The organism is Bacillus sp. AFS012607, assembly GCF_002558005.1.
GTDB classification, from domain to species: domain Bacteria; phylum Bacillota; class Bacilli; order Bacillales; family Bacillaceae_G; genus Bacillus_A; species Bacillus_A thuringiensis_S.
Genome location: NZ_NTVM01000028.1, coordinates 79,970 through 102,753 on the forward strand (window position 1 = coordinate 79,970; position 22,784 = coordinate 102,753).

Below are 22,784 nucleotides of genomic sequence, written 5' to 3' on the forward strand. Positions count from 1 at the left end.
TTTGAAAAAATTCTCCTTTAATGGATGTATGCAGGGAATATTATGACCATATTATTATTTTAAATACAACTGTAGAAGATTAGAGAGTGGTCATAATTTTAATATGAAAAAGTAGAATGAATAGTATGGATATATACATTTGGGGCACTAACCTTAGGGAGGGGGTTATGTGGGATACTGTACGAAATGTGGAAATGAAACGAACGAGGGCAACAAGTTTTGCGGGCAGTGCGGGGAGAGTCTTAGCTATAAAACGGTAGGGGGAAGTTTTTCGAATAGCAGTTCTAATAGTAGTATAGAAATTTTTTCTTTAGTCGGTTTCATCACTGGATTAATATCTTGGTTTATAAACTTATGGGGGCTTATTGGTAGTGTAGCTATCGTATTTTCTATATTGGGTTTAAACAAAAAAGTGACGGGTACGAGTAAAACATTTGCTATTGTTGGAGTGATTTCTGGAATAATTAATGTGTTGTATGCTGTTACGTTATTTATTTAAATTTGATGAACAAAAAGGTATAAAAAAGTCCCCTGTGCATAAAGCATTCAGAGGAATTTTTATTTGATAGCTATTAAGAAACAATAAAACTAATTACTGTTAGGAATAAAGCGAAGCCTAAAATAGTTCCACATATTTTCATATGGCGCTTACGTCCCATAACAACAATTGCGACATATTCACGAATCATTGCGTTAGGCCAGTAATAAAATGCAGTTTTTGATCCGATTCCTTGGCTATTAAGGCCAGCTTGTCTTGCATATATACCAGCGCGGAAAAGATGGAAATTATTCGTTGTAAAAATACTTCTATACTTACCTTCTGTTTTTAAAGAATCCATAATTTCTTTAGAGAACAACATATTTTGATATGTGTTTACAGAGCGATTTTCTTGCACTGTATGTTCAAGAGGAATTCCTTTTTCAACAGCATAATTTTGCATCGCTTCCGCTTCTGGAAGGCCTTCATCTGGACCTTGACCACCAGAAAAAATAATTGTTGGTGGTGTATTCACAGCTGCTTGTTTCCAATAAAAGTCGATAGCTTTATTAATACGACTTGCAAGTAAAGGTGGTACTTTATCATTAATTAAGCCGCTACCGAGAACGATGATGAAATCTTGATTACGTCTTGGTCTGTTGAATTGATATAAAAAATATGCGCTTAAGAAGTTAGATAAATGCACAAAGAAATACATAGTTATAAGAGAGATAGCAGCAAAGATAAATTGAAAATGCTCTGAGAATAAATTTGCTGGATTTATGATAGGGAGCATTATAAAGAATAAAATCCCTAAAGCAGCAATTAAAGTTAAAGAGTTTGTGAAGCGTCTTCCTTCACGTTGCATTAAAATTTTTGCATTAAGAAAGAGTCCGAACATTAAAGCGACTATAGCAAAAGGAATCATTACAAGTAGTGCTAACATGGGGATGATAACGATAAAATGTAAATCGTTATTACCAGACTCAAATGAGGCTATAGCGCAAAATAATAGAAATGAACAGATAAAGGCATTAAATAAAAAGCCGTTTATTATTTTCCGCGGATCTTTTAAATACGAGATAAGAAAAATAATAAACAATATAAGAGGAATAATTCCAAAATACAGCATAAATATAGTACACCTCAACTTGTATAAGAATTTGACATACCTTTTATATTACATGATTATATAAGTAAAAATGAAAGAAAAAGGATTTTGAATTTTCTCAATAAAATATATGGATACATATGTTACAATATATTCAAAGCGATATATTAAAAGTAAAATGGTTGAAGAGGCACTCAGTAGAGTGCTTTTTCTTTTTGTATGTAATTGTGCATATTATATTTTTTTTCAAATGAAGAGGATTACAATATAAGTTGTAGACAGACTTTATAAAGCAGAATTTAATACAAACATTTCCCTCTACTTTTTGTATCTAACAATCGTATAACAATAAATAATTCTGTTTTATAGTGTCTGTTTTTGAAAGGTGGCTTCTTTGAAGGCACTTTTTTTTTATTAGTATAGATAGTTTTCACTGTTAGCATAGTGTAAACTATCTATACTAAACATTAGCAATCTTCCGTATAAATATTATCAATTTACTATATATTCCAGTGGTGTTAACCTACATATGAAAGGCTTTCTTTTTCAAAATATTACCCCTAATAAAATTTTGAAGAAGTCAACTGTCTCCAAACTTGTCTTTATGCTTAAGGAAAAAGCACTCAATTTGAGTGCTTTTTCTTATTAAAACATGCTATTTTTCTAGGCGATTTTCATAAAATAAAAGTAAAGAAATGAAAGTGGGTGACAAAATGCCAGCAGTTGTGGAAGGTGTTATTATTGAAAACTGCAATGGAACAATTAATGTAGGTGATAAATATAACGTACAGCCGATTGAAAAGACGAAAGCTTACAATGGATCGGGATCATCAAATACAGGAATGAAAGTACAAACGTTTAGCGGAATTAGTACAGCTGATGTATGGGATAATGATGTGAATGATCAGGGGATACAGTTTACTTTATAGCACAATATGTAAAATTGCATAAAATGATGAAGTTGCCCTATGATACAATCTAGCTGTGAGCTGTTAATGATTCTTCTGTATTATAGTTGTTAGATTAGAAATATAACATCTTATTAAAAATCATACGTATAAAAAAGACACTTCAACCGAAGTGTCTTTTTTTATTTTAGTGATACCCTTTAGCAGAGTCTTTATGAATTTTATTTTTAAAGATACTGTAGCTCCAAAGCTGATATCCAATAACGATTGGTACCATGACCATTGCAACGAAGAACATAATCTTTAAGTTTAATTGACTACCAGCTGCGTTGTATAACGTTGTACTGTATGCATCGTTAATACGAGATGGTAACATTCTTGGGAACATACCTGCAAAGCCAGTTGTCATAAACATTGCGATTGTTAGGCAAACGAATGTGAATGCAAGGCCAATTTTATGTTTGTACACCATAATAAGTGCGAGTACACTCATTAACATTGCAAGTACTGGAAGAATGAATAGTACCGGATATTCCGTAAAGTTTTGGAACAAGTTTGTCCGATTAGCAGTTGCTACATAGAAGATAGCTAAAATAATAGCTGCTGCCATTGAAAACGGTCTCGTGATTTTATAAGCACGGTCGGATACTTCACCAGTCGTTTTAATCATGACCCAAAGGGCACCGGATACGACAAATATAGCAGTGAAGAACAATCCTCCTAAAATACCGTAATGGTTTAATAAGCTAAGTAAATTTCCTTCATAACCATTTTTTCCGATTTGTAGTCCGTAATAAAGATTAGCGAACGTAACACCGAATAGGAAAGCAATTAAAAAACTCCCAATTGCAAATGCCCATTTACAAGTTTTTTGCCAAATCGGTGAATCATCTTTATGCATGAATTCCAGCCCAGCGGCACGAGCAAATAGTGCAAGTAATACTAAGAATAACGGTGTATAGAGATAACTAAACATATTTGCATATGTGACTGGGAAGGCAGCAAATGTTGCGCCACCAGCTGTAATTAACCATACTTCATTACCGCCCCAGAATGGGCCAATTGCTTCTTGTAATTGATTTCGTTCTTGTCGATCTTTCGTAACGAAAGGGAAAATCATTCCGTTACCAAGTGCATACCCATCAAGAATGAAGTAAACTGTCCAAATCACGCCCCATAAACCAAACCAGATGATTGCAAGCATATCATGAGACATGAGCCACACCTCCCTCAGTAGCAGGTTCTTCTAATGCTGCAGGTCCTTTTTTCGCGAACTTCAGCATTAAGTATACGTCTGCAATTAAAAGTAAAGTGTAGAACAAAATTAAACTAATTAATGAGAACCAAATTTGTGGAACTGATATAGGCGATACAGATTCTGCTGTACGCATTAGTTTATATACTGTCCATGGTTGACGACCTACTTCAGCGACAATCCATCCTGCGTTAATCGCGATATAAGGAAGTAAGACAGACCATATTGTAATTTTTAAATAACGTTTTGAGTTTTCTAGTTTTCCTTTTCGGTTTAAATAGAAGCCGTACCAAGTTAATGCCATAAAGAACATACCAAGTGCAACCATTAAGCGGAAGCTATAATACACGAGGTTAACATTTGGACGTTCATCTTTCGGAATATCTTTTAAACCAACAATTTCGCCATCAAATGAGTTTGTATAGAAGAAGCTTCCGAGTTTTGGAATCGTAAGGAATTCAAAGTTCTTCTCATTTTTTACATCAGGAATTTGAACAATTGAGAAGCCTTGTCCTTTTCCAGTTTCCCAAACTGCTTCCATCGCAGCTCCTTTTGCTGGTTGATATTTAGCTGCTGATACACCAGATTGATGTCCCATAAACGGTGTAATTGTTGCGGCGAATAAACCTAGCATTAAACCAAACTTAAATGATTTTTTGAAGAATTCCACTTCGTTTTTACGTAATAAGTGATAGGAACTAATTGCCATAACGAAGAAAGCACCTACGATATAACAACCAATGACAGTATGGAAGAACATATTCCAAGCATATGGATTTGTAACGAGTGCCCAGAAGTCATTTAATTCAGCGCGGCCGTTACGTACTACGTAGCCAACAGGGTTTTGCATAAAGCCGTTTGCTGTAATAATCCAAAGTGCGGAAATATTTGTTCCAAGTGCAACCATCCACATACAGAAGGCACGGAACTTTGGTGAAATTTTGTCTTTACCGAATAACCATATTCCCATGAAAGTAGATTCTAAGAAGAAGGCAACAAGTGCTTCAATTGCGAGAGGTGATCCGAAAATATCTCCCATATATTTGGAGTACTCAGACCAGTTTGTTCCAAATTGGAATTCCATCGTAATCCCGGTTATAATCCCCATTACGAAGTTAATTGTAAATAATTTACCCCAGAAATTTGCCATTTTACGGTATGTTGGATTCAATGTGCGGGCGTATTGAGTTTCCATACATGCTACTAAAATGACAAGTCCGATTGTCAAAGGTACAAATAAAAAGTGATAAAAAATAGTAATTGCAAATTGAAAACGACTCAGTAACAGAACGTCGGACATAATGAATATTCACTCCTTTTTTACATTATCTACAATCAGTTTATAGTGAAAATACGTTTGAAATAGAGGGGACTTGTTACAAAGGTGTGTGTATATTTTGAAAGAATTATGTCGATTATCTGAAAATATCCTATTTTTACTATAAAGCGATATCCTTTTTGAGTTTTTCATATTTTGGTACACTATATAAGTAATGTAAATGAGAGAAAAGAGGGTTTTTTACTATGAAGTCATTAGAAGAGATTTTACAATACAATGAAAAATTTGTTGAAGAGAAAAGATACGAAGAGTATGAAACGGGAAAATTCCCGAATAAAAAAATGGTAATTATCTCTTGTATGGATACTCGTCTTGTTGAATTATTACCAAAAGCAATGAATATGCGTAACGGTGATGTGAAAATTATTAAAGTAGCAGGAGCTGTTATCTCACATCCATTCGGAAGTATTATGCGTAGTATTTTAGTTGCTGTATATGAACTTGGTGCTGATGAAGTTTGTGTAGTTGGTCACCACGATTGCGGTATGGCAAAAATTCAGGCAAGCAGTACAATTGAGAAGATGAAAGAGCGCGGTATAACAAATGAGAAATTAGATACACTCCGTTATTCTGGAATCGATTTAGAAAGATTCCTACAAGGGTTCTCTAGTGTAGAAGAAAGTGTAGAACATAGTGTATCAATACTTCGCAACCATCCATTACTTCCAGAAGAAGTACCTGTTCACGGTCTTGTTATAGATCCTGATACAGGAAAATTAGATTTAGTTGTGAATGGTTACGACAATTAAGAATTTACTTTGTCATCCTTTTTATCTGGGACAGGATCAAATCCTCCCGGGTGGAAAGGGTGACATTTTAATATACGCTTACAAGTAAGCCAAAAACCTTTGAGTGCACCATGTTTTTGAAACGCCTCTAATCCGTAATGAGAACAAGTTGGATAAAAGCGGCATGTTGGTGGTGTCATCGGAGAAATGAACTTTTGATAAAAGCGTATAATCCCAATAAAAATCTGTTTCATAATGGTCTCCTTTTCAGCATACTCTTAAAGTATTATAGCACGACTGTACATAATACTTTACTAATGTGCATTTCCGTTATATCATATTGGATATAATGGAATTAAATTAAAAGCGGGAGAGATGTTGTATGCCATCAGTAGAAAGCTTTGAATTAGATCATACGATTGTAAAGGCACCTTATGTAAGACATTGCGGAGTTCACAATGTAGGTAGTGACGGTATTGTAAATAAATTTGATATTCGTTTCTGCCAACCGAATAAACAAGCAATGAAACCAGATGTTATTCATACGTTAGAGCATTTATTAGCATTTAATTTACGTAAATATATTGATCGTTATCCGCATTTTGATATTATCGATATTTCACCGATGGGCTGCCAAACAGGATATTATCTTGTAGTGAGCGGAACACCGACAGTTCGAGAAATCATTGATTTATTAGAACTAACATTAAAAGATGCGGTTCAAATTACAGAAATTCCGGCTGCAAATGAAACGCAATGTGGTCAAGCGAAGCTTCATGACTTAGAAGGAGCACAACGCTTAATGAACTTCTGGCTAAGCCAAGATAAAGATGAACTTGAGAAAGTGTTTGGATAAAGAAAAACTGCCTGTTAAAGGGCAGTTTTTTTATTTGTAAAACAGGAGTTTTTTGTGTGAATGGAGTATTGACTTTAACGTATACGTCAAAGTTTATAGTGAAGATAAATAAGGCGTGAGGAGGAAACGATGGATAAGTATAGCATTGGTGAAATTTCAAAAGAAACGAATGTAACGACGAGAACACTTAGATATTATGAGGAAATTGGATTATTAAAACCGTCGTACGTTGCTGAGTCAGGATATCGTTACTATTCAAAAGATGATGTAATTACATTGCAACAAATAACAACGTTTAAAAAGCTTGGTTTTAAGCTTTCGGAAATAAAAAAAGTGTTAAAAGAGGAAAAGGGGAATTCAGAAGAAAGATGGAAAAGTGCAATTCAAAATGAAATTCAAACAATACAAGCGGAAGTAAAAAGATTAAAGGACTTAGAAAAACTATTATATACAGCATTTCATTCCATTGAATTAACAGGAGAGCTTAAAACAGAAGATTTAATGTTATTCATAAAATCAGTACAGGGAATTGAGCAGAGAGAAAATTTCCGACAAAAATATTTTACGGAGGAAGAACAGAAGGTTATAGAGGATTTACCAACACTTGAAGAAAACGATGAAAGAACAAAAGAATGGTTACAAGTATTAAGAGAAATTCGTCAGCGTATAAATGAACCAGTAGATTCACCGGAAATTCAAATGTTAGCGGAAAGGGTAGTGGCTTTTTCAATGCACGTATTTCATGAAGATGAACAATTAATAAATAAGTATTGGGATTTAATTAAACCTGAAGAGGGAGAGATTGCAAGAGTATACGGACTTGATTTAGAAACGATGAATTATATAGAAAAGATGATAGATTGTTATTTAAAAAAGGAGGAGGGTAAATGACTGGCGCGGGAAAAGAGAAGCTATATGGAATTAAGCATGCGCGGATGGAGAGGCAATATTTTTATAAGCATCTGGGGATTTTCATTTTTGCACAGATTCTATTTATTTTTATAGTAGGGCTTGTACCAGCTCAAGAGTTGCCAAGCGGTTCCTATTTCCTTCATATGAAAGAGTGGATTTTAAATAAACAAATTGGATTTTATAAAAATGAAACGATTAATACGATTACAAGTGTCTGGACATCAGTGCTTATTATTCATTTTATATGGGCGATGTCTTACATTCTTTTTCCGAAAAAGAAGCGTAATTCTTCGAAACAAGAAACAAGAGAAGAGATAAAAGAAGAAGTGAAAAAGAAAAAGGAGATTAGCATAAATAGGGCGTGGATGTATTTAGTATTTGGGGGCTTAATTGAAATATATTGGGCGACAGGATTAAAAACAAATTCAATGAGTATTTTGACACTCATTGCAATTTTAGTGAGCTTTCAACTACTAATTGAAGCAACTAAAAAAATTCCAATTGGTACGGCATATGCAGTATTTACTGGAATTGGTACAGTTGGAACGATATTGGTAGATATTTTATATTTCAAAGAACCATTTTCGCTCATCAAAATTTTCCTCGTTTGCTTATTGGCACTATTTATTATCGGATTGAAATTTAGTGGGAATAAGGAAGAGGTGAAATAAAGTGGCATGGATCTATTTAATTATAGCTGGGCTCTTTGAAATTGTCGGTGTAATTGGGATAAAGAAAGTAGCAAAAAATAATAGTTGGACGAATAATATTATTTTAATAGGTGGTTTTATTATTAGTTTTCAATTTTTAACGATGGCGCTTCAAGAAATTCAGTTATCGATCGCATATGCAGTTTGGACTGGAATCGGAACGCTCGGGGCAGCAGTTGTCGGTATTTTATTTTTTCAAGAACCTAAAAACGCTTTTCGAATTATTTGTATTGTTGGGATTATGGGGACGATTATTGGATTGAAAGTAGTGAGTTAAAGAAGAGCACACAAGCTCTTCTTTTTTATGGAAGTATGTCAGAAATCCCAACGAAGAAAGTGATTATCCCAACTATAAAACAAAAGATAGCTTTCGATTTTTGCTTTTGTTGTATTTCAGCAACTCCCGAAAGAATAAATGTGATGCTTAAAAGGATAAATACATAAGAGAAAAGAATAGAAATTCGTGTAAAAAGACTAAAAAAAGCAAGAATAAAAGCAATAGCAGATAGTAAGATTCGAAGGTTTGTTAGCATAGTATCCTCCAATTTATTAACTGTTTAAAAAATCCAAATTAGTGAGAGGTAATGGTCAGTAGGTGATTGGAAATTACATGTTATCTTTAGTGAAAGTAGTTCGATATTACAATGAAGAGCATAAGACTAGAAACGAAAAAATGCGAGATACCCATTGATTTTCTTCCGGATTTCAGTTCATTAATTCCTAGAAGAATAAAGAAACAACTGAGAGCAAATTGCATGTATGGGAGAAGTGTGAAGTTGTCGGTAGCAAGAGAATAAGTGCAAAGAGAGAGTGTGAGAAGCATGAAAAAATAGCGTAATCCAGTTAGCATTGTATACCTCCTTTAAAGGGACTATTTATCGAAATATTTCTGAGAAGCCAAGAAATAAAGCACCAGCTCCTGCTAACAGAGCAAGTATACTACCACCTTTTTGCTGCTTTAAGATTTCCTCTATACTAATAACGAAAGCCATCATCCCTAAAAAGATGAACATATAAGGCATAATTTCTCTATTACTAGTAAAGAAACTATAGATTGCTATACATAAAGCAATAAGTGATAAAGTAATCCGTACTCCTTTTAGCATGCATGTACCTCCTTTTATTTTATATAGCTAATGATGAGAACAATCCAAATGAAAGCACCGGAAATAATACAAATAAGCCCAGTTGCTGCCTCCTTTTTCTTTATTTGTTCAAATGCGATGAGAAACATTAAAGCCCCTAATAGAAATTGTGAAAGAGGTAGAAAATTATTTTGACCTGTATATAATCCAATTGCCGACATAACGAACACAGTGAGTGCGATTGTGATGCGGAGTATACGAAGCATATTAGGAATTCTCCTTATTCTTTTTTGTATAAGGATTATCTTCTAGTTTATCGACGTAATGTTTATAAGCATAGCCTTTATTAATTGTCATGATGGAGAGTACGAGGATGATTAGGACGATGATAATACCGATAATTAATATTTTGAACATAAAACCCCTCCTTTTATTTATTTTACATAATTTTGTAATTGATGAAAACAATAGAAAATAAAAGGATGAAAGAAGGGTGTTACATGGAAACGAAAAAAACATATTATATATCAATAGGAAATGGTCAAATTTCACAAGTGAAGACGGCGGATACGTATAATTTTGAAATTTATGCAAATGATGAGGAAATTACGGAATTAAGAGAGCACTTCGATCAAGCATATGTAGAAGATTTAGGTTCATTTGTACGCTCCCACGTTCCATTTGTTGAGTATCATCACGATTCAAATAATGACCGATATGATGAACAACTACAAAAAGCATATAAAATGATTTACGATTTAGGAAATCATGAGACGAAAGAATTAGTCGCGCAAATGGGAATAATCAATGGATTGTAATTGGATAATATTATGCAGAAAAGCGAGAATATGCTACAATTTGTGGTAGGAAAAACTTGTAACCATCAATAGGGGAGTAATGGCATGTACAAATTTAAAGATTATTACCACAACACTGTACAATTATCGTTTGAACGTTATCCATTTTCTCCTGAGCCAAAGCATGTTTGGGTTGTATGCCGGTACGGGGATCAATGGTTATTAACACATCATTTACGTCGTGGTCTTGAATTTCCAGGTGGTAAAGTAGAACTAGGGGAAACACCGGAAGAAGCGGCAGTTCGAGAGGTTCATGAAGAAACTGGCGGCATAGTTTCTGATTTAACTTACTTAGGACAATATAAAGTATCTGGAAAAGACAAAATAATCATTAAAAACATTTATTTTGCAACAATTAGTGCGGTAGAAGAACATACGCATTACGAAGAAACGAAAGGGTCTGTTTTATTAAAAGACATTCCTGACAACATTAAAACGAACAGAAAATTTAGCTTTATAATGCGCGATGACGTATTAGCGCGTACGATGAAACATATAGAAGAAATCGGCTGTTTTACGAAGTAAAGTAGCCGGTTTCTTTTTTTGTATGTAATAATAAATGTAAATATATCTTTATGTTATTTTTGGGTATATTATACAATTTTGCGAAGATATACTTACATTTTAGGAGGGGGAAGATGGATAAAAGAAAAGAAACGACTGTTACTGTTTCGATGGTTAAATTAAACTTTTCTTTATTTTTTATAATAATTGCTTTGTCGTTTGGAATAGGTTATTTGCATATATTTCTTTCAGGTGGGGTTCAAGTTGAAGTTACATTATTAACGATGTTTCTGTTTATTATTGCAATGATTGTTCTCGTCTGTATTCATGAAGCGATACATTTAATAGGATTTCGCTATATCGGAGGTATTCCGTGGAGTGAACTAAAATGGGGCGTTAATTGGAAATTAGGTGTTGCATATGCTCATTCTAAACAGGCGGTTACAGTAAAGCAAATGAAGAAAGTGTTAATGCTTCCGTTTTTACCAACTGGAATTTTGCCAATTGTATTGGGATTAGCTATGAATCTGGAGCCACTCTCATTTTTAGGAATTCTACTAACAGCAGGTTGTATCGGTGACATTGCCTTATATCAAAAAGTTTCAAAGTTTCCAGATGATGCGCTAGTAAAAGATCATCCGAGTAAACCACAGTTTACAGTATATGAATAAAGAAAGAGGAGGCGTTTTTGAGCAATGGCCTCCTCTTATTATGGTCACTTTTTGTTGGTAAATCGCTGATATAATTTATTTGCTATTATTGTATTTTTATCTCTACCTCTAAAAATGAAAGAACCTCTAATAAATCATCTACGATACGTGAATGCTTAAAATCACCCCAAAATGAATCTTTTTTCCAAACACCAAGAATCCCTACTTGTTCAGAACCAAGCACATCGTTTTCTGGATGATCTCCAACATAAAGACATTCTTCTGCCTTAACATCTAGTCTTTGCAAAGCACGTTCGAAAATTTCAGGGTGAGGTTTTTTAATTCCTTCAGTTTCTGAAACGAGAATGGTGTTTGTATACGTATGTATATGTAGTGCTCGAAGGTTGCTCATCTGAAATTCAGTAAAACCATTTGTGATAATACCAATTTTAATGTTTCGCTGTTTTAACTGTTGAAGTAGTTCATGCGTGTTTTTGAAAGAAATACAATGATGTTGGAAGTTTGTAATATAGTCGTGTAGCAGTTGCTCTTGCGTTAAAGTAGTAATGTTGTATTCGGAAAGGAGAGTAGCATACACTTTATCCTTCCACGTATAGCCATTATTATCAAGTTCAAGAAATCGAGAACAATACTCGGATTTTTCTATGCCCATCAAATGTGAGGCGAAGCGATTATATTGGTCACAAATAAATTGTTCTAAAGATTGGCGCCGATCTAATAGTGTGCCATCTAAGTCGAATAAGATTGCACGAATCATGGGAAACCTCCTTGCAGTTTTTATAATTAATTATCGCATATTCACAAAAAAATGATTATGATATTTTGTAGAATGGAATAATGGGGGATTGTATGAAGAAACTGTATGGCAAGTTAATGTGTTGTATGATAGCAAGCAGTTTAGTTGCAGGATGCGATAGTGCTATTGAGGTTACGAAAGAAAAAGAAATTTGTAAAACAGAAGAAGAGTGCACGCAAATAGGAGATAAAACATTACAAAAAGTATATAAAAAGATAGAGGGACTTTCAGAACTTGAAAAAGTAGAGGATTATGAAATAGAAGAGTATGAAAGTATGAATATGAAAGAGGCGGAACAGAAAAAAGAAGAGGATGACAATTATTTCTTTTTAGCTTCTTATTATATCGATGATGATGAAATTGTAGATCCTTATTTTGAGAAATTGGATCGTAAGAGATTGAATAAAGCTTTTGCAGATGACGAAGTAGCAAAAGATGATTTGTTAAGCCAGCGGCAAGATAGAGAGTATCATGAAACTTTATGGGACATGTATCGCACTCTCATTCCAGTGAAATATCGTGAGAATATAACAGGGTTTGATCTAATAACGGATGGTTATGATGGCGTTGTTGCTCATGTCATGCCAAGTATGGATGACCCGAGAGATTGGTTGCTTAGTTTAGACGTGCTCGATTCTGGGGTGAATATAGATGAAGTGATGAAAACATTAATTCATGAAACGGCTCACGTATTAACGATTGGGCATAAACAAGTACCAGTGGATAGGAAATATTTAGAGGCGTTTGATGAAGAGAAAGACATTTCATCATATCGAAATAAATGTAAAACGGTGTTCTTGAAAAATGGATGTGCGAGAAAAACTTCGTATATTAACCAATTTTATAATGAATTTTGGAAACCAATTGAACAAGAGTGGACAGAAAAGAAAGTAGAAGAAAGTGAAGAGGCACAAATTAAATTTTATAAAGAAAAGCATGATGAGTTTGTATCGCTGTATGGAACAACAAATGTAACGGAAGATATCGCAGATACATTTACAGCGTTCATTTTACAAGATTCAAAAAAAGTGAAAGAAGGAACAGAGTTAAAATATAAGAAAATTGCTTTCTTCCATCAGTTCCCTGAGCTTGTAAAAATGAGAGCGGAAGTGCTGTCAGGATTATATGATGTTTCGAAAACGATAGAACAACAAGGTGGAGACTAATGTGAGTTATGCGTTCGATATAGTTTCGTTAAAGTAAAGCGTGAAGAATTTTTAATTCTTTACGTTTTTTCATGTTGATAAAATTGAAAATTCTGTATTTTTATCGAAAAGAAGAAGGAACTGGCGGTATAAAATAGAATTAGTATAAAAATGTCACAATTTAGACACAATTATAATGCGCGTGTTGTAGGGACTATAAGTTTACTCTCGAGGAGGTAATGAAACGTATGAAAACGATTCTTGCTGTTGCTGGTCTCATTTGGGTAATGTCTCACGGTTTTCCGATTTTTGAAGGGGAGCAAATTCGTAGTGCTTTGAATGAAAAGTTTAATGATTATCATGTGATAGATCGAAAAGATAATGTCGTTACAGTACGTGTGAAAGAATGTTTCCATACAGTTACGGTTGCGGATGGAAACATTACAAATGAAACGAAAATGTGTGATAAAAGGTAAAAGAAAGAAGCTGACTATAGCGCACTGTTTTGAGTCAGCTTCTTTTTCTTTTTCCAATTAGAATTTTTTCAAATGCCTCGACAAATACATACATGAGAGTTGCGAGAACACATGTGAGTAGTACGCTAAGTAAGACGAGTGTGAAGTTAAAGACTTGGAATCCGTAGCTAATTAAGTAGCCAAGTCCTTGTTTGGAAACGAGAAGTTCTCCGAAAATAACACCGACCCAGGATAAACCAACGTTTACTTTTAACGTTGAGATAATTGCTGGAAAGGATGCAGGGAGAACGACTTGCTTATAACATTGCCATTTATTTGCGCCAAATGTGTCCATCACTTTTATATAGTTAGAATCGACTTCTTGAAACGCACTGTAAATAACGAGAATGGTAATGATGATGGAAATGATTACTCCCATTGCGATAGAAGATGAAATGTTTGGACCGAAAATAACGATGATGATTGGACCGAGTGCAACTTTTGGCATTGCATTTAGGACGACGAGATAAGGATCAAGTACGCGGGCTAGAAGTGGCATCCACCAAAGAAACGTTGCAATAATAGCACCAAGTACTGTTCCGAGAATGAAGCCTACTCCCGTTTCCAGCAATGTCGTCCATATGTGGACCCAAAGTGAACCGTCGATCCATTTTGTTAAGAAGAGATCCCAAATACTTGAAGGAGAGCTAAAGAGTAAAGGATCAATCCATTCTCTTTTGCTAGATATTTCCCATAGTGCAAAGAAAAGAATAAGTAGTAAAAGTTGTAGAGAGCGAGCAATCCAAGCACGCCTACGTTCTTTCTTTCGAAATTGTTCATGTAGTTGTTTTATATTATCCAAGTCGTTCCAGCTCCTTCCATATATCTTGAAAGAGGGCTGGGAAATCGTAGTGATGGCGTGCTTCTAACGGTGATAAAGAACGGATACTTTCCGGGACGATAAAGGTTTTTGCGATTTTTCCAGGATTCGCTTGCAGTAAATAAATACGATCACTCATCGCGATCGCTTCTTCAATATCGTGAGTAACAAGTAGTGATGTTTTCTTATATTTATTTAGCAAGTTGAAAACGAGTTCTTCTAGTTTTAATTTCGTTTGATAATCGAGTGCGGAGAATGGTTCATCTAGTAATAAAATTTTTGGATCAGTCGCTAATGTTCGAACGAGAGCGGCACGTTGACGCATACCGCCGGATAGTTCACGAGGATATTGTCCTTCTACCCCATGTAGACCGACTTGTTTTAAAAGATTTAAAGTATGTTCTTTCATCTGTTCATCATAAATCTTTCGAATATGAAGTCCAAGCATAATATTTTCTTCAATCGTTTTCCAAGGGAATAAGTAATCTTGTTGCAACATATATCCCATAGATGAAGTTTTCGTTGTAATCGGTTCACCATCTAAAAAGACGATACCGTCAATTGGATCAAGTAGCCCAGCAATGATTGAGAGGAGTGTTGTTTTACCACAACCACTTGGACCGAGTATAGAAATAAATTCGCCTTCTTCCACTTGTAAGCTCATATCTTCGAGAATAAGTTTGGCATTCTCTTTTGCAAAAAAGCAGTGAGAAACGTTACGTATTTGTAAAAAACTCATACACTTCGCCTCTATTTCTTAATAACGCTTTCGGCAATTTTTGTATTGACGAGCGCTTCATGTGGAACTTCTTTTTGTAATTCGCCAGCGTCTTTCATAATAGTTTGGAGCTGTTTCCATTCTTCCGCATCTAGTAGTGGATTTGTCGCATAAGAATGCTGTTTTTTATACCGTTCAATTACTTGTATTGTTATGTCTTTTGAAGTGTCTTTAAATAGCGGAGAAACAGCATCAGCAATCTCTTCTGGGCTATGTGTATCAACCCATTGCTGTGCTTTATAGAGCGCACGTGTGAACTTTTCAGCAGCAGCTTTATCTTTCTTTAAGAAACTTTCTTTTGCCATGAACGTTGTATAAGGAACAGTACCAGATTCATTTCCGAATGAAGCGACGATATAACCTTTACCTTCTTTCTCAAGTATACTTGCAGTCGGTTCAAAGAGCTGCACAAACTCTCCAGTACCAGATGCGAAGGCATTTGCAATATTAGCAAACTCAATATTTTGAATTAAGTTTGTATCTTTATGAGGATCAATGCCATTTTTCTTTAAAACGTATTCCCCAACCATTTGCGGCATGCCGCCTTTACGCTGTCCTAAAAATGTAACACCTTTTACGTCATTCCAATTAAAAGAGTCTAGTTTTTTACGTGAAACTAAAAATGTCCCATCTGTTTGTGTAAGCTGTGCAAAGTTAATGATAGGGTCTTTCGCTCCTTGTTGATGAACGTAAATAGACGTTTCAGAACCGACGAGAGCAATATCAATTCCGCCAGATAATAGGGCGGTCATCGTTTTATCGCCACCGGCTGTTGTTTGTAGGTCAATATCTAGTCCTTCATCTTTAAAAAATCCTTTTTCAATCCCGACATATAACGGGGCGTAGAAGAGAGAATGGGTAACTTCGCCGACACGAATGTTTTGAGTTTGTTCTTTCGTACCTTCTTTTTTATTACTACAAGCAGCAAAAGTAAAAACAGCTAGTAACATGATGCAAAAAATCGCGATTAATTTTTTCACTATATAACACCTCCTAGAAGTCACTCTACAAGCATGATATGTAGGTAAGTGCCTATATGTGAGTGTAGATAGCAGGAATTTTTTGGATGGTAAAGAAGTACAAATATAAGGGGTGATAAAATGGAGTACGAATACGATGATAGCGTACATTTACATCTTGATTATTTTGGGACAGAATGTGACATGGGATCGATTGCTTATAAGAGGAAGAATGAAGACGTATGGGATGTGTATTTTAATTTTGGAGTATACGGTATTCAGAAAGACGATGTAGAGTTAGGGAGGTTTATGGACGAATATGCTGGTCATTACGTTTTTTCTGTACATGCTCGCGATCTTAGTTGGGAATTTGGAAGTGCCCAGTTTGAAGAGTGGGTTTTGAAAAATCGGATAGTAGAAAAAACGCTACAAAAATAGGAGGAATTTTGTGATTGGATTTCTCATCTTATTATTTATTTTTGTGGCCGGATTTTTTATCATGCAAATGCTTATTTACCGATTTGCCAAGAAAAACATTCATAAATATACGAAAATAAAATGGTTTCATATGTGGCTACATATGAATATGAAAAAAGGTCCGAGATTAGATTTTTTTGATTTTGTAGTTATAGTACTCGTATGTATCGTATGGAAAATATGGCTGCTTCCTTTTATATAATACACATGCTAATCATTTTCTCTTTTATCATAAAATAACGAAAAGAACCTGTCTTGTGGCAGGTTCTTTTCGTTATATTAATAGTTGTTAAAAACGTGCAACGCCTTTTTATTAATTCTTTCGTATTTTCATGTGAAATCTTGGATAGCATTAAGGATTTCTAAAAAATAGTTATTATATCATAAAGTGGAATGCTGAAATTAAGCTTTTCAAGAATGAGTAATTTGTATGCCACAATTTAACTATTGATTAAGGAAGTATTAAGGAAATATATTTATAGTAGAAGCAAGTTTGCAGACGAAATATAGGATATATGTTATTTTAATAAAAATAGTTTTTTTGATGCGGGGTGAAATTAATACATAGAAAAGAGGGAATGAATTGAAGTATGGTTCTACACTTTTTCATCTTCCGAAAAGAAGTATATTAATTTCTAGCATTATAAGTAGTATGGTGACTTTATTAGTAATAACTATGCTGTTTATGATTTTAAAGGTTTTTAATTTAGACATGATGAAAGATCATTTAAATCAAAAGCTTGTTTTAAGTGTTATGATGATTTTCATATGGGGCATAACATTTTATATTACGCATTTCAATAAAAAAGAGATGTCTATACCTAGGGTATCCCTGCGAGTGCATTTTATATTATTTTTGCTAGCTCATGCAGTAGCATTATTTTATATTGTAATGCAAGTTAATATGAGTTTCATAGAGACAATGAATTGGATTTACATTTATAATATGCAGTTTATATTAAGTTTTGTAGTAATTTATGCAATATATATTCTTGTATATAATTTAATAGGTAAGGTTTTTCTAAGTATGGTTTTATCTAGCTGTACGTTAGTCATTTTAGGTATTGTGAATTATTTGAAGCTTATTTTCAGAGGGGATCCGTTATATCCTTCTGATTTCACACAAATTACGCATATGCAATCTGTTATACCGATGGTGATGGACTATTTTAGCTGGAGTTATATTTTAATCATTATTGTAAGTATCGTAGCTTGTATTGTAGCAGGGATATATATGAGAAGGTATATTCAAAATGTAAAGATTCATCTAGGAATAAGAGCCTTATTAGTAGTAGGATCTATTTTTGTTCTATATGCGTACGGTAATTTTGCGAATACATTTATGAATAAAGTATTTAAAAAATCAGGTGTAGATTTTGTTTTGTGGAATCAAAATGAGAACTATGCTTCAAATGGTTTTGTACTGGGGTTTATTAGCAATTTAGATACAACAGTTATGGAAAAACCAAAAAATTATTCTAAAGAAAATATGCTTCAAATAGCAAACGATATAAAAAAACAATATAGTGGAAATATAGGGAACGAAAAGAAAAAAGAGAAACCGAATATTATTTTTGTAATGAGTGAATCGTTTTGGGATCCGACGAAAGTAACCAACCTTTCTTTTAGTGAAGATCCTGTACCAAATTTACATCATTATATAGAAAACTTTCCTGGTGGACAAACTATTTCTCCTACATTTGGGGGAAATACGGCGAACGTTGAATTTGAGGCATTAACGAGTTATTCAATGAGTTTGTTAAAGCCAGGTTCTATACCATATCAGCAGGTTATTACAAATAAGAAAGAAATTCCATCAATCCCGACGGCTTTGAAAAAAGAAGGCTATTACACAAGTGCAATTCATTCATTTGGACGCACATTCTTTAAACGTGATGATGTATATAAGGTGTTAGGATTTGATAAGTTTAATGCAGAGGACACGATGGAAAATGTGGATATTGATGGAGATTATATTAGTGATTTAGCGATGAGTGAAGAGATAATTGCTGAGTTAGAGAAACAAAAACAACCTACATTTATTCATGCAGTTACGATGCAAAATCATTTTCCATTTACAGAGGGCCGATTTGGTGAAAATCTAATAGAAATTAGCGGGCTAGAAAATGAAGAATCAAAGGGAGAATTAGAGACGTATACAGAAGGGTTAAGACGTTCAGATGAGGCTCTTCAATATTTAATAGAGCAACTAGATAATTTAGATAGACCTACATTATTAGTATTCTTTGGAGATCACCTTCCATCATTAGGAACAAATAAATCTTTTTATAAAGAAAATGGGTATATAACGAATGAAAAAACACCGAGTGAACGTTTAGCAATGGCGCAAACGCCGCTATTAATGTATGCAAACTTTGATATGCCAAATGATAATTTAGGTTTAGTAAGCCCAATTCATTTTTCTAATCTTATTTTTGATTATGCAGGGTTAAATAAATCCTCATTTTATCAATTTTTATCGGGACTTTACAAGGAAATACCAGTGCTTAGAGATGAATTAAAAGTTGATAAAAATGGGGAAGTAATCAATGATTTAACAAAGAAACAAAAAGAAATGTTAGAGCAATATAAAATGCTTCAATATGATTTACTCGTTGGAAATCAATATAGCAAAGAAATCCTCTTTTAATAAAAGAAACAAAAAGAACTTGTATAACGATACAAGTTCTTTTTTCATAGTATTTAACGGGGTAACCAGACAAGCTGGGTTTAGGGAGTATTACTTGTACATTTAGTATATATGAAAATGTAATCGTTTTATTTGTATATTTGTGAGAAATGTGTGAATTTTATGTTTTGTAAAAAATCGATTATGTTAACTTTCAATCTTGTATTGCAGTTGTTATGCATGTAAAAATTTTATCAGTTCTTTATTTAATTCATCCGCTTGATCGATTGGTGAACCATGGCCACTATTTGTAAGAGCATGTAACTGAGAATTTTTAATTCGTTGTTGCGTAAGCTCAGCACTTTTGTAAGGAATTAGTTGGTCGTGAACGCCGTGGAAGATTTTTGTTGGGACGTTAATTTTATTTAAATCTTTCGTTACATCTTCATTTGCAGCTGCTTGTAAAATTTTGATAAGGGCATAAGAAGCGGACTGCATACCGAGATAAGAAAACCATTCAAGGGTTGCAGCTCCTAAGTTTCTATTGAAAAAGGATAAAGATACATCATTTAAAAATTTTGGTAAATTAGCATACATTTGATTAATGAGAGCATCTGCTTGTTCTTTCGGTACACCGTAAGGGGACTCTTGATTTTTAACGAAAGAGGGGGAGACAGCGTCAATTAATGCGAGCTTAGAAATGCGGCGCCCATTATAGCGAGACATATAGCGAATAGAAAGAGCACCACCAACTGAGAAACCGACTAATGTAGCGTTCTCTACTTCGAGTGCTTCTAGAACAATTGCGATATCATCGGCTAATCGATCATACGTGTAACCAGTCCATGGCTTATCAGATTGCCCATTCCCTCGTATATCCATGGCGATACAGCGAAAGCCATGCTCTGGTAAAACATTGAGTTGATATTGATACATTTGATGATTTAAAGGCCATCCGTGAACGAAGAAAACAGTCTTACTACCTGGACCAGGATTAACGTCTTGCACAAAAATATGCACATCTTTCTCGACAGTAACAAACATAAATGTCCCCCTATTTTATGAATATGCTCTATCCCAAAAGCGTTGTTTTGTCATAGCTTTAATAAATTCATTTGCTAGTCGCGTAGGGTCTTGTTCTATTAAAACACCAGGCTTTCCTTCTATATTTAAAGATTGAATAATAGAAGAGCCGTTTTGGAAGGAGCCAATCGGCTTAAAGTGATTATATGATTCTACGACAAAGGAACTTGCTTTGTTAAGAAAATGATCATCCATCTTTCCGCCGATAAGAAGTAATCCATCATAAAGGAGTGGTGAGCCTGTTAAGAAAGTATCATTTACTTCCCAATGTCCATTTGACGTCCCCTGCACTATGCCTAATCGTTCGGAAACGATCACTGGTTGAAGACCTACTTGTTTGAACTGATTTATTATATATTGTGCGCTTGGCCCATCATATCCATTTGCAACAATGACACCTACTCGTAATGTATTAGGACTAAAGGTCGTATTTGCCATACTGAGTGCTGGAGATGATTTTGTAACGTTGGATTCTTGCACATTTGGGACTTTTGCTCCGAGAGCTTCTGCAACTAAAGTAGCCAATTCTGTACTAATATGTCCAATCATATCAACGACTTGTTGGCGGACAGATTTACTTTTGACTTTTCCTAATTCAAAGGAGAAAGCTTGTATAATATGGATTTTTTCGACGTGACTCATACTATTCCAAAATAAACGAGCTTGAGAGAAGTGGTCTTTGAAGCTAGCAGCAGTTTCCCTTGTTTTATGACCAGATACAGTAGAAGGATATGTAACGCCCCCCCCCTTTGTCCCAGGTACAGTATAAGGAGAATTATTTGCTAAGGAATTGTTATGGTAGGCAACGTTTCCTTTGTCGATTATATATTTAGATGCACCATCTCTTTGATTGTTATGAAATGGGCATATTGGACGGTTAATCGGTAGTTCTTGATAATTTGTACCAACGCGTGCTAATTGTGTGTCTGTATAAGAAAAGAGTCTACCTTGTAAGAGAGGGTCATTGGTAAAGTCAATACCACGAATGATACTTCCAGGGTGTAGTGCCACTTGTTCAGTTTCAGCGAATACATTATCTACATTGCGATTTAAGGTCATTTTCCCAATGATTTTAACGGGAAAATCTTCTTCAGGCCAAATTTTCGTTGCATCTAATATATCGAAGCCGTATTTAAATTCGTCCTCTTCTTCTAAAATTTGAATGCCAAGTTCGTACTCAGGATAGTTTCCAGCATTAATATTTTCCCACAAATCACGGCGATGGTAATCTGGATCAGCACCACCTAGTTTTTGTGCTTCATCCCAAATTAACGAATGAACGCCGAGCTTTGGCTTCCAGTGGAATTTCACGAATCGTGACTTTCCATTTTTATTAACGAAACGAAATGTATGAACGCCAAATCCTTGCATCATTCGAAAGCTTCTTGGAATTGTACGATCGGACATAATCCACATCATCATTGCAGCTGATTCTTGATTATTGGCGATGAAGTCCCAAAAAGTATCATGTGCTGTTTGTCCCTGTGGAATTTCATTATGCGGCTCTGGTTTAAGGGCGTGAATAAGATCAGGGAATTTAATGCCATCTTGAATAAAGAAAATGGGAATATTGTTTCCTACTAAATCAAAATTTCCTTCTTCTGTATAAAATTTAACGGCGAATCCTCTTACATCTCGATTCGTTTCATTTGCTCCTTTTGATCCAGCTACTTCAGAGAAACGAATGAAAAGCGGTGTTTTTTTTGAAGGGTCTTGTAGAAAATGGGCCATTGTTAGCTCTTCTAAAGATTCATATAACTCAAAAATGCCATGTGCTCCGTATCCTCGTGCGTGAACGACTCGTTCTGGAATTCGTTCACGGTCAAAGTGAGAAAGTTTTTCTCGCATAAGGAAATCTTCTAGAAGGGTAGGGCCACGATCTCCAGCTGTTAAAGAGTTTTCATCATTTGAAATTTTAACACCTGTATTTGTTGTCATCTCCTTTCCTTCATTTTCACGCGTGAAAGATTGGAGTTGTTCTATCTTTTTATTTTTTTTGCCGTCCATAAAAACACCTCCCATAATATACGTATTATTGTTTATGGTTTTTATGCTTGTATATAGCATGAAGATGTTGCATCGTTGGGATGATTTTCCTCAAATTTGCGATTTATCTTTGTTTGTCTATGAAAATCATTTATTATAATAAATGGTATTCTTCGAGATAT

At 34.5% G+C, this 22,784-nt stretch carries 29 protein-coding genes; 15 read left to right on the forward strand and 14 right to left on the reverse strand.

Annotated features, from left to right (window positions below):
* Positions 1-169 precede the first annotated feature (169 nt).
* A complete protein-coding gene (locus CN409_RS26305) occupies positions 170-499 on the forward strand; it encodes a zinc ribbon domain-containing protein (protein WP_016077177.1) in 330 nt (109 codons plus the stop codon).
* 73 nt (positions 500-572) lie between these two features.
* On the opposite strand, the gene CN409_RS26310 is transcribed toward CN409_RS26305, so the two are convergent.
* Positions 573-1,607, reverse strand: coding sequence for a YdcF family protein (locus tag CN409_RS26310; RefSeq protein WP_057187512.1), 1,035 nt, complete (start codon positions 1,605-1,607; stop codon positions 573-575).
* Positions 1,608-2,284: 677 nt separating this feature from the next.
* Here CN409_RS26310 and CN409_RS26315 point away from each other — a divergent pair.
* The gene (locus CN409_RS26315) at positions 2,285-2,518 is read left to right on the forward strand and encodes a spore germination protein (protein WP_002005871.1); all 234 of its coding nucleotides are present in this window, start codon (positions 2,285-2,287) and stop codon (positions 2,516-2,518) included.
* Between the two features lie 166 nt (positions 2,519-2,684).
* On the opposite strand, the gene cydB is transcribed toward CN409_RS26315, so the two are convergent.
* Both cydB and cydA read right to left on the reverse strand, forming a co-directional pair.
* A complete protein-coding gene (gene cydB / locus CN409_RS26320) occupies positions 2,685-3,713 on the reverse strand; it encodes a cytochrome d ubiquinol oxidase subunit II (RefSeq protein ID WP_097981116.1) in 1,029 nt (342 codons plus the stop codon).
* On the reverse strand, positions 3,703-5,052 hold the full coding sequence (gene cydA, locus CN409_RS26325) for a cytochrome ubiquinol oxidase subunit I (RefSeq protein WP_001286178.1): 1,350 nt from the start codon (positions 5,050-5,052) through the stop codon (positions 3,703-3,705). The genes cydB and cydA overlap by 11 nt, the downstream gene beginning before the upstream one ends.
* 224 nt (positions 5,053-5,276) lie before the next feature.
* On the opposite strand from cydA, the gene CN409_RS26330 reads away from it, so the two are divergent.
* On the forward strand, positions 5,277-5,840 hold the full coding sequence (locus tag CN409_RS26330; protein WP_000838173.1) for a beta-class carbonic anhydrase: 564 nt from the start codon (positions 5,277-5,279) through the stop codon (positions 5,838-5,840).
* On the opposite strand, the gene yidD is transcribed toward CN409_RS26330, so the two are convergent.
* On the reverse strand, positions 5,837-6,073 hold the full coding sequence (yidD, locus tag CN409_RS26335; RefSeq protein WP_000809334.1) for a membrane protein insertion efficiency factor YidD: 237 nt from the start codon (positions 6,071-6,073) through the stop codon (positions 5,837-5,839). The genes CN409_RS26330 and yidD overlap by 4 nt on opposite strands.
* A gap of 128 nt (positions 6,074-6,201) precedes the next feature.
* Here yidD and luxS point away from each other — a divergent pair, with 128 nt between their 5' ends.
* The 4 genes from luxS (at position 6,202) to CN409_RS26355 (ending at position 8,574) form a co-directional block, all read left to right on the forward strand.
* Positions 6,202-6,675 carry an S-ribosylhomocysteine lyase LuxS gene (luxS, locus tag CN409_RS26340; protein WP_001141371.1) on the forward strand — a complete coding sequence of 158 codons (474 nt, stop codon included), beginning with the start codon at positions 6,202-6,204 and terminating at the stop codon, positions 6,673-6,675.
* Between the two features lie 129 nt (positions 6,676-6,804).
* Positions 6,805-7,566, forward strand: coding sequence for a MerR family transcriptional regulator (locus tag CN409_RS26345; RefSeq protein ID WP_000362242.1), 762 nt, complete (start codon positions 6,805-6,807; stop codon positions 7,564-7,566).
* Positions 7,563-8,258: a DMT family transporter gene (locus CN409_RS26350; protein ID WP_000145220.1), complete on the forward strand. Its 696-nt coding sequence runs from the start codon at positions 7,563-7,565 to the stop codon at positions 8,256-8,258. The genes CN409_RS26345 and CN409_RS26350 overlap by 4 nt, the downstream gene beginning before the upstream one ends.
* A gap of 1 nt (position 8,259) precedes the next feature.
* Complete coding sequence (locus CN409_RS26355) at positions 8,260-8,574, forward strand: DMT family transporter (RefSeq protein WP_000312334.1); 315 nt, start codon at positions 8,260-8,262, stop codon at positions 8,572-8,574.
* Between the two features lie 25 nt (positions 8,575-8,599).
* Here the strand turns inward: CN409_RS26355 and CN409_RS26360 are convergent, their stop codons facing one another.
* The 4 genes from CN409_RS26360 to ytzI form a co-directional block, all read right to left on the reverse strand.
* Complete coding sequence (locus CN409_RS26360; protein WP_000957185.1) at positions 8,600-8,830, reverse strand: DUF3953 domain-containing protein; 231 nt, start codon at positions 8,828-8,830, stop codon at positions 8,600-8,602.
* A 342-nt stretch (positions 8,831-9,172) separates the two neighbouring features.
* A complete protein-coding gene (locus CN409_RS26370; RefSeq protein ID WP_000912056.1) occupies positions 9,173-9,403 on the reverse strand; it encodes a DUF3953 domain-containing protein in 231 nt (76 codons plus the stop codon).
* Positions 9,404-9,417: 14 nt separating this feature from the next.
* A complete protein-coding gene (locus CN409_RS26375; protein ID WP_000944462.1) occupies positions 9,418-9,648 on the reverse strand; it encodes a DUF3953 domain-containing protein in 231 nt (76 codons plus the stop codon).
* Between the two features lies 1 nt (position 9,649).
* Positions 9,650-9,799, reverse strand: a complete 150-nt coding sequence (gene ytzI, locus CN409_RS26380; RefSeq protein WP_000472793.1) for a YtzI protein — start codon at positions 9,797-9,799, stop codon at positions 9,650-9,652.
* An 83-nt stretch (positions 9,800-9,882) separates the two neighbouring features.
* Between ytzI and CN409_RS26385 the strand changes: the two genes are divergently transcribed.
* From CN409_RS26385 to CN409_RS26395, 3 genes are all read left to right on the forward strand, one after another.
* Complete coding sequence (locus CN409_RS26385) at positions 9,883-10,200, forward strand: hypothetical protein (RefSeq protein ID WP_000448411.1); 318 nt, start codon at positions 9,883-9,885, stop codon at positions 10,198-10,200.
* 84 nt (positions 10,201-10,284) lie between these two features.
* Positions 10,285-10,764, forward strand: a complete 480-nt coding sequence (gene mutTA, locus CN409_RS26390; protein WP_000276385.1) for an antimutator 8-oxo-(dGTP/GTP)ase — start codon at positions 10,285-10,287, stop codon at positions 10,762-10,764.
* A 113-nt stretch (positions 10,765-10,877) separates the two neighbouring features.
* A complete protein-coding gene (locus CN409_RS26395; RefSeq protein ID WP_000361285.1) occupies positions 10,878-11,414 on the forward strand; it encodes a DUF3267 domain-containing protein in 537 nt (178 codons plus the stop codon).
* Positions 11,415-11,499: 85 nt separating this feature from the next.
* Here the strand turns inward: CN409_RS26395 and CN409_RS26400 are convergent, their stop codons facing one another.
* Complete coding sequence (locus CN409_RS26400) at positions 11,500-12,171, reverse strand: HAD family hydrolase (RefSeq protein WP_000617246.1); 672 nt, start codon at positions 12,169-12,171, stop codon at positions 11,500-11,502.
* A gap of 92 nt (positions 12,172-12,263) precedes the next feature.
* Here CN409_RS26400 and CN409_RS26405 point away from each other — a divergent pair, with 92 nt between their 5' ends.
* Positions 12,264-13,376, forward strand: a complete 1,113-nt coding sequence (locus CN409_RS26405; RefSeq protein ID WP_141527746.1) for a recombinase family protein — start codon at positions 12,264-12,266, stop codon at positions 13,374-13,376.
* A gap of 227 nt (positions 13,377-13,603) precedes the next feature.
* Positions 13,604-13,831 carry a hypothetical protein gene (locus CN409_RS26410; protein ID WP_000849113.1) on the forward strand — a complete coding sequence of 76 codons (228 nt, stop codon included), beginning with the start codon at positions 13,604-13,606 and terminating at the stop codon, positions 13,829-13,831.
* 34 nt (positions 13,832-13,865) lie between these two features.
* Here the strand turns inward: CN409_RS26410 and CN409_RS26415 are convergent, their stop codons facing one another.
* The 3 genes from CN409_RS26415 to CN409_RS26425 are packed head-to-tail and all read right to left on the reverse strand — an operon-like array spanning position 13,866 to position 16,448.
* Positions 13,866-14,672 carry an ABC transporter permease gene (locus CN409_RS26415; RefSeq protein ID WP_000368777.1) on the reverse strand — a complete coding sequence of 269 codons (807 nt, stop codon included), beginning with the start codon at positions 14,670-14,672 and terminating at the stop codon, positions 13,866-13,868.
* Positions 14,665-15,429: an ABC transporter ATP-binding protein gene (locus tag CN409_RS26420; protein WP_000009025.1), complete on the reverse strand. Its 765-nt coding sequence runs from the start codon at positions 15,427-15,429 to the stop codon at positions 14,665-14,667. The genes CN409_RS26415 and CN409_RS26420 overlap by 8 nt, the downstream gene beginning before the upstream one ends.
* An 11-nt stretch (positions 15,430-15,440) precedes the next feature.
* On the reverse strand, positions 15,441-16,448 hold the full coding sequence (locus tag CN409_RS26425) for an ABC transporter substrate-binding protein (protein WP_000733138.1): 1,008 nt from the start codon (positions 16,446-16,448) through the stop codon (positions 15,441-15,443).
* A gap of 120 nt (positions 16,449-16,568) precedes the next feature.
* On the opposite strand from CN409_RS26425, the gene CN409_RS26430 reads away from it, so the two are divergent.
* The 3 genes from CN409_RS26430 (at position 16,569) to CN409_RS26440 (ending at position 19,554) form a co-directional block, all read left to right on the forward strand.
* The gene (locus CN409_RS26430) at positions 16,569-16,865 is read left to right on the forward strand and encodes a DUF3986 family protein (protein WP_000455582.1); all 297 of its coding nucleotides are present in this window, start codon (positions 16,569-16,571) and stop codon (positions 16,863-16,865) included.
* Between the two features lie 10 nt (positions 16,866-16,875).
* On the forward strand, positions 16,876-17,106 hold the full coding sequence (locus CN409_RS26435) for a hypothetical protein (protein ID WP_000578981.1): 231 nt from the start codon (positions 16,876-16,878) through the stop codon (positions 17,104-17,106).
* Between the two features lie 381 nt (positions 17,107-17,487).
* Positions 17,488-19,554, forward strand: coding sequence for an LTA synthase family protein (locus CN409_RS26440; protein ID WP_000873641.1), 2,067 nt, complete (start codon positions 17,488-17,490; stop codon positions 19,552-19,554).
* A gap of 213 nt (positions 19,555-19,767) precedes the next feature.
* Here the strand turns inward: CN409_RS26440 and CN409_RS26445 are convergent, their stop codons facing one another.
* Both CN409_RS26445 and CN409_RS26450 read right to left on the reverse strand, forming a co-directional pair.
* The gene (locus CN409_RS26445; protein ID WP_000498274.1) at positions 19,768-20,577 is read right to left on the reverse strand and encodes an alpha/beta fold hydrolase; all 810 of its coding nucleotides are present in this window, start codon (positions 20,575-20,577) and stop codon (positions 19,768-19,770) included.
* 15 nt (positions 20,578-20,592) lie between these two features.
* Complete coding sequence (locus CN409_RS26450) at positions 20,593-22,623, reverse strand: catalase (RefSeq protein WP_097981121.1); 2,031 nt, start codon at positions 22,621-22,623, stop codon at positions 20,593-20,595.
* Positions 22,624-22,784 lie beyond the last annotated feature (161 nt).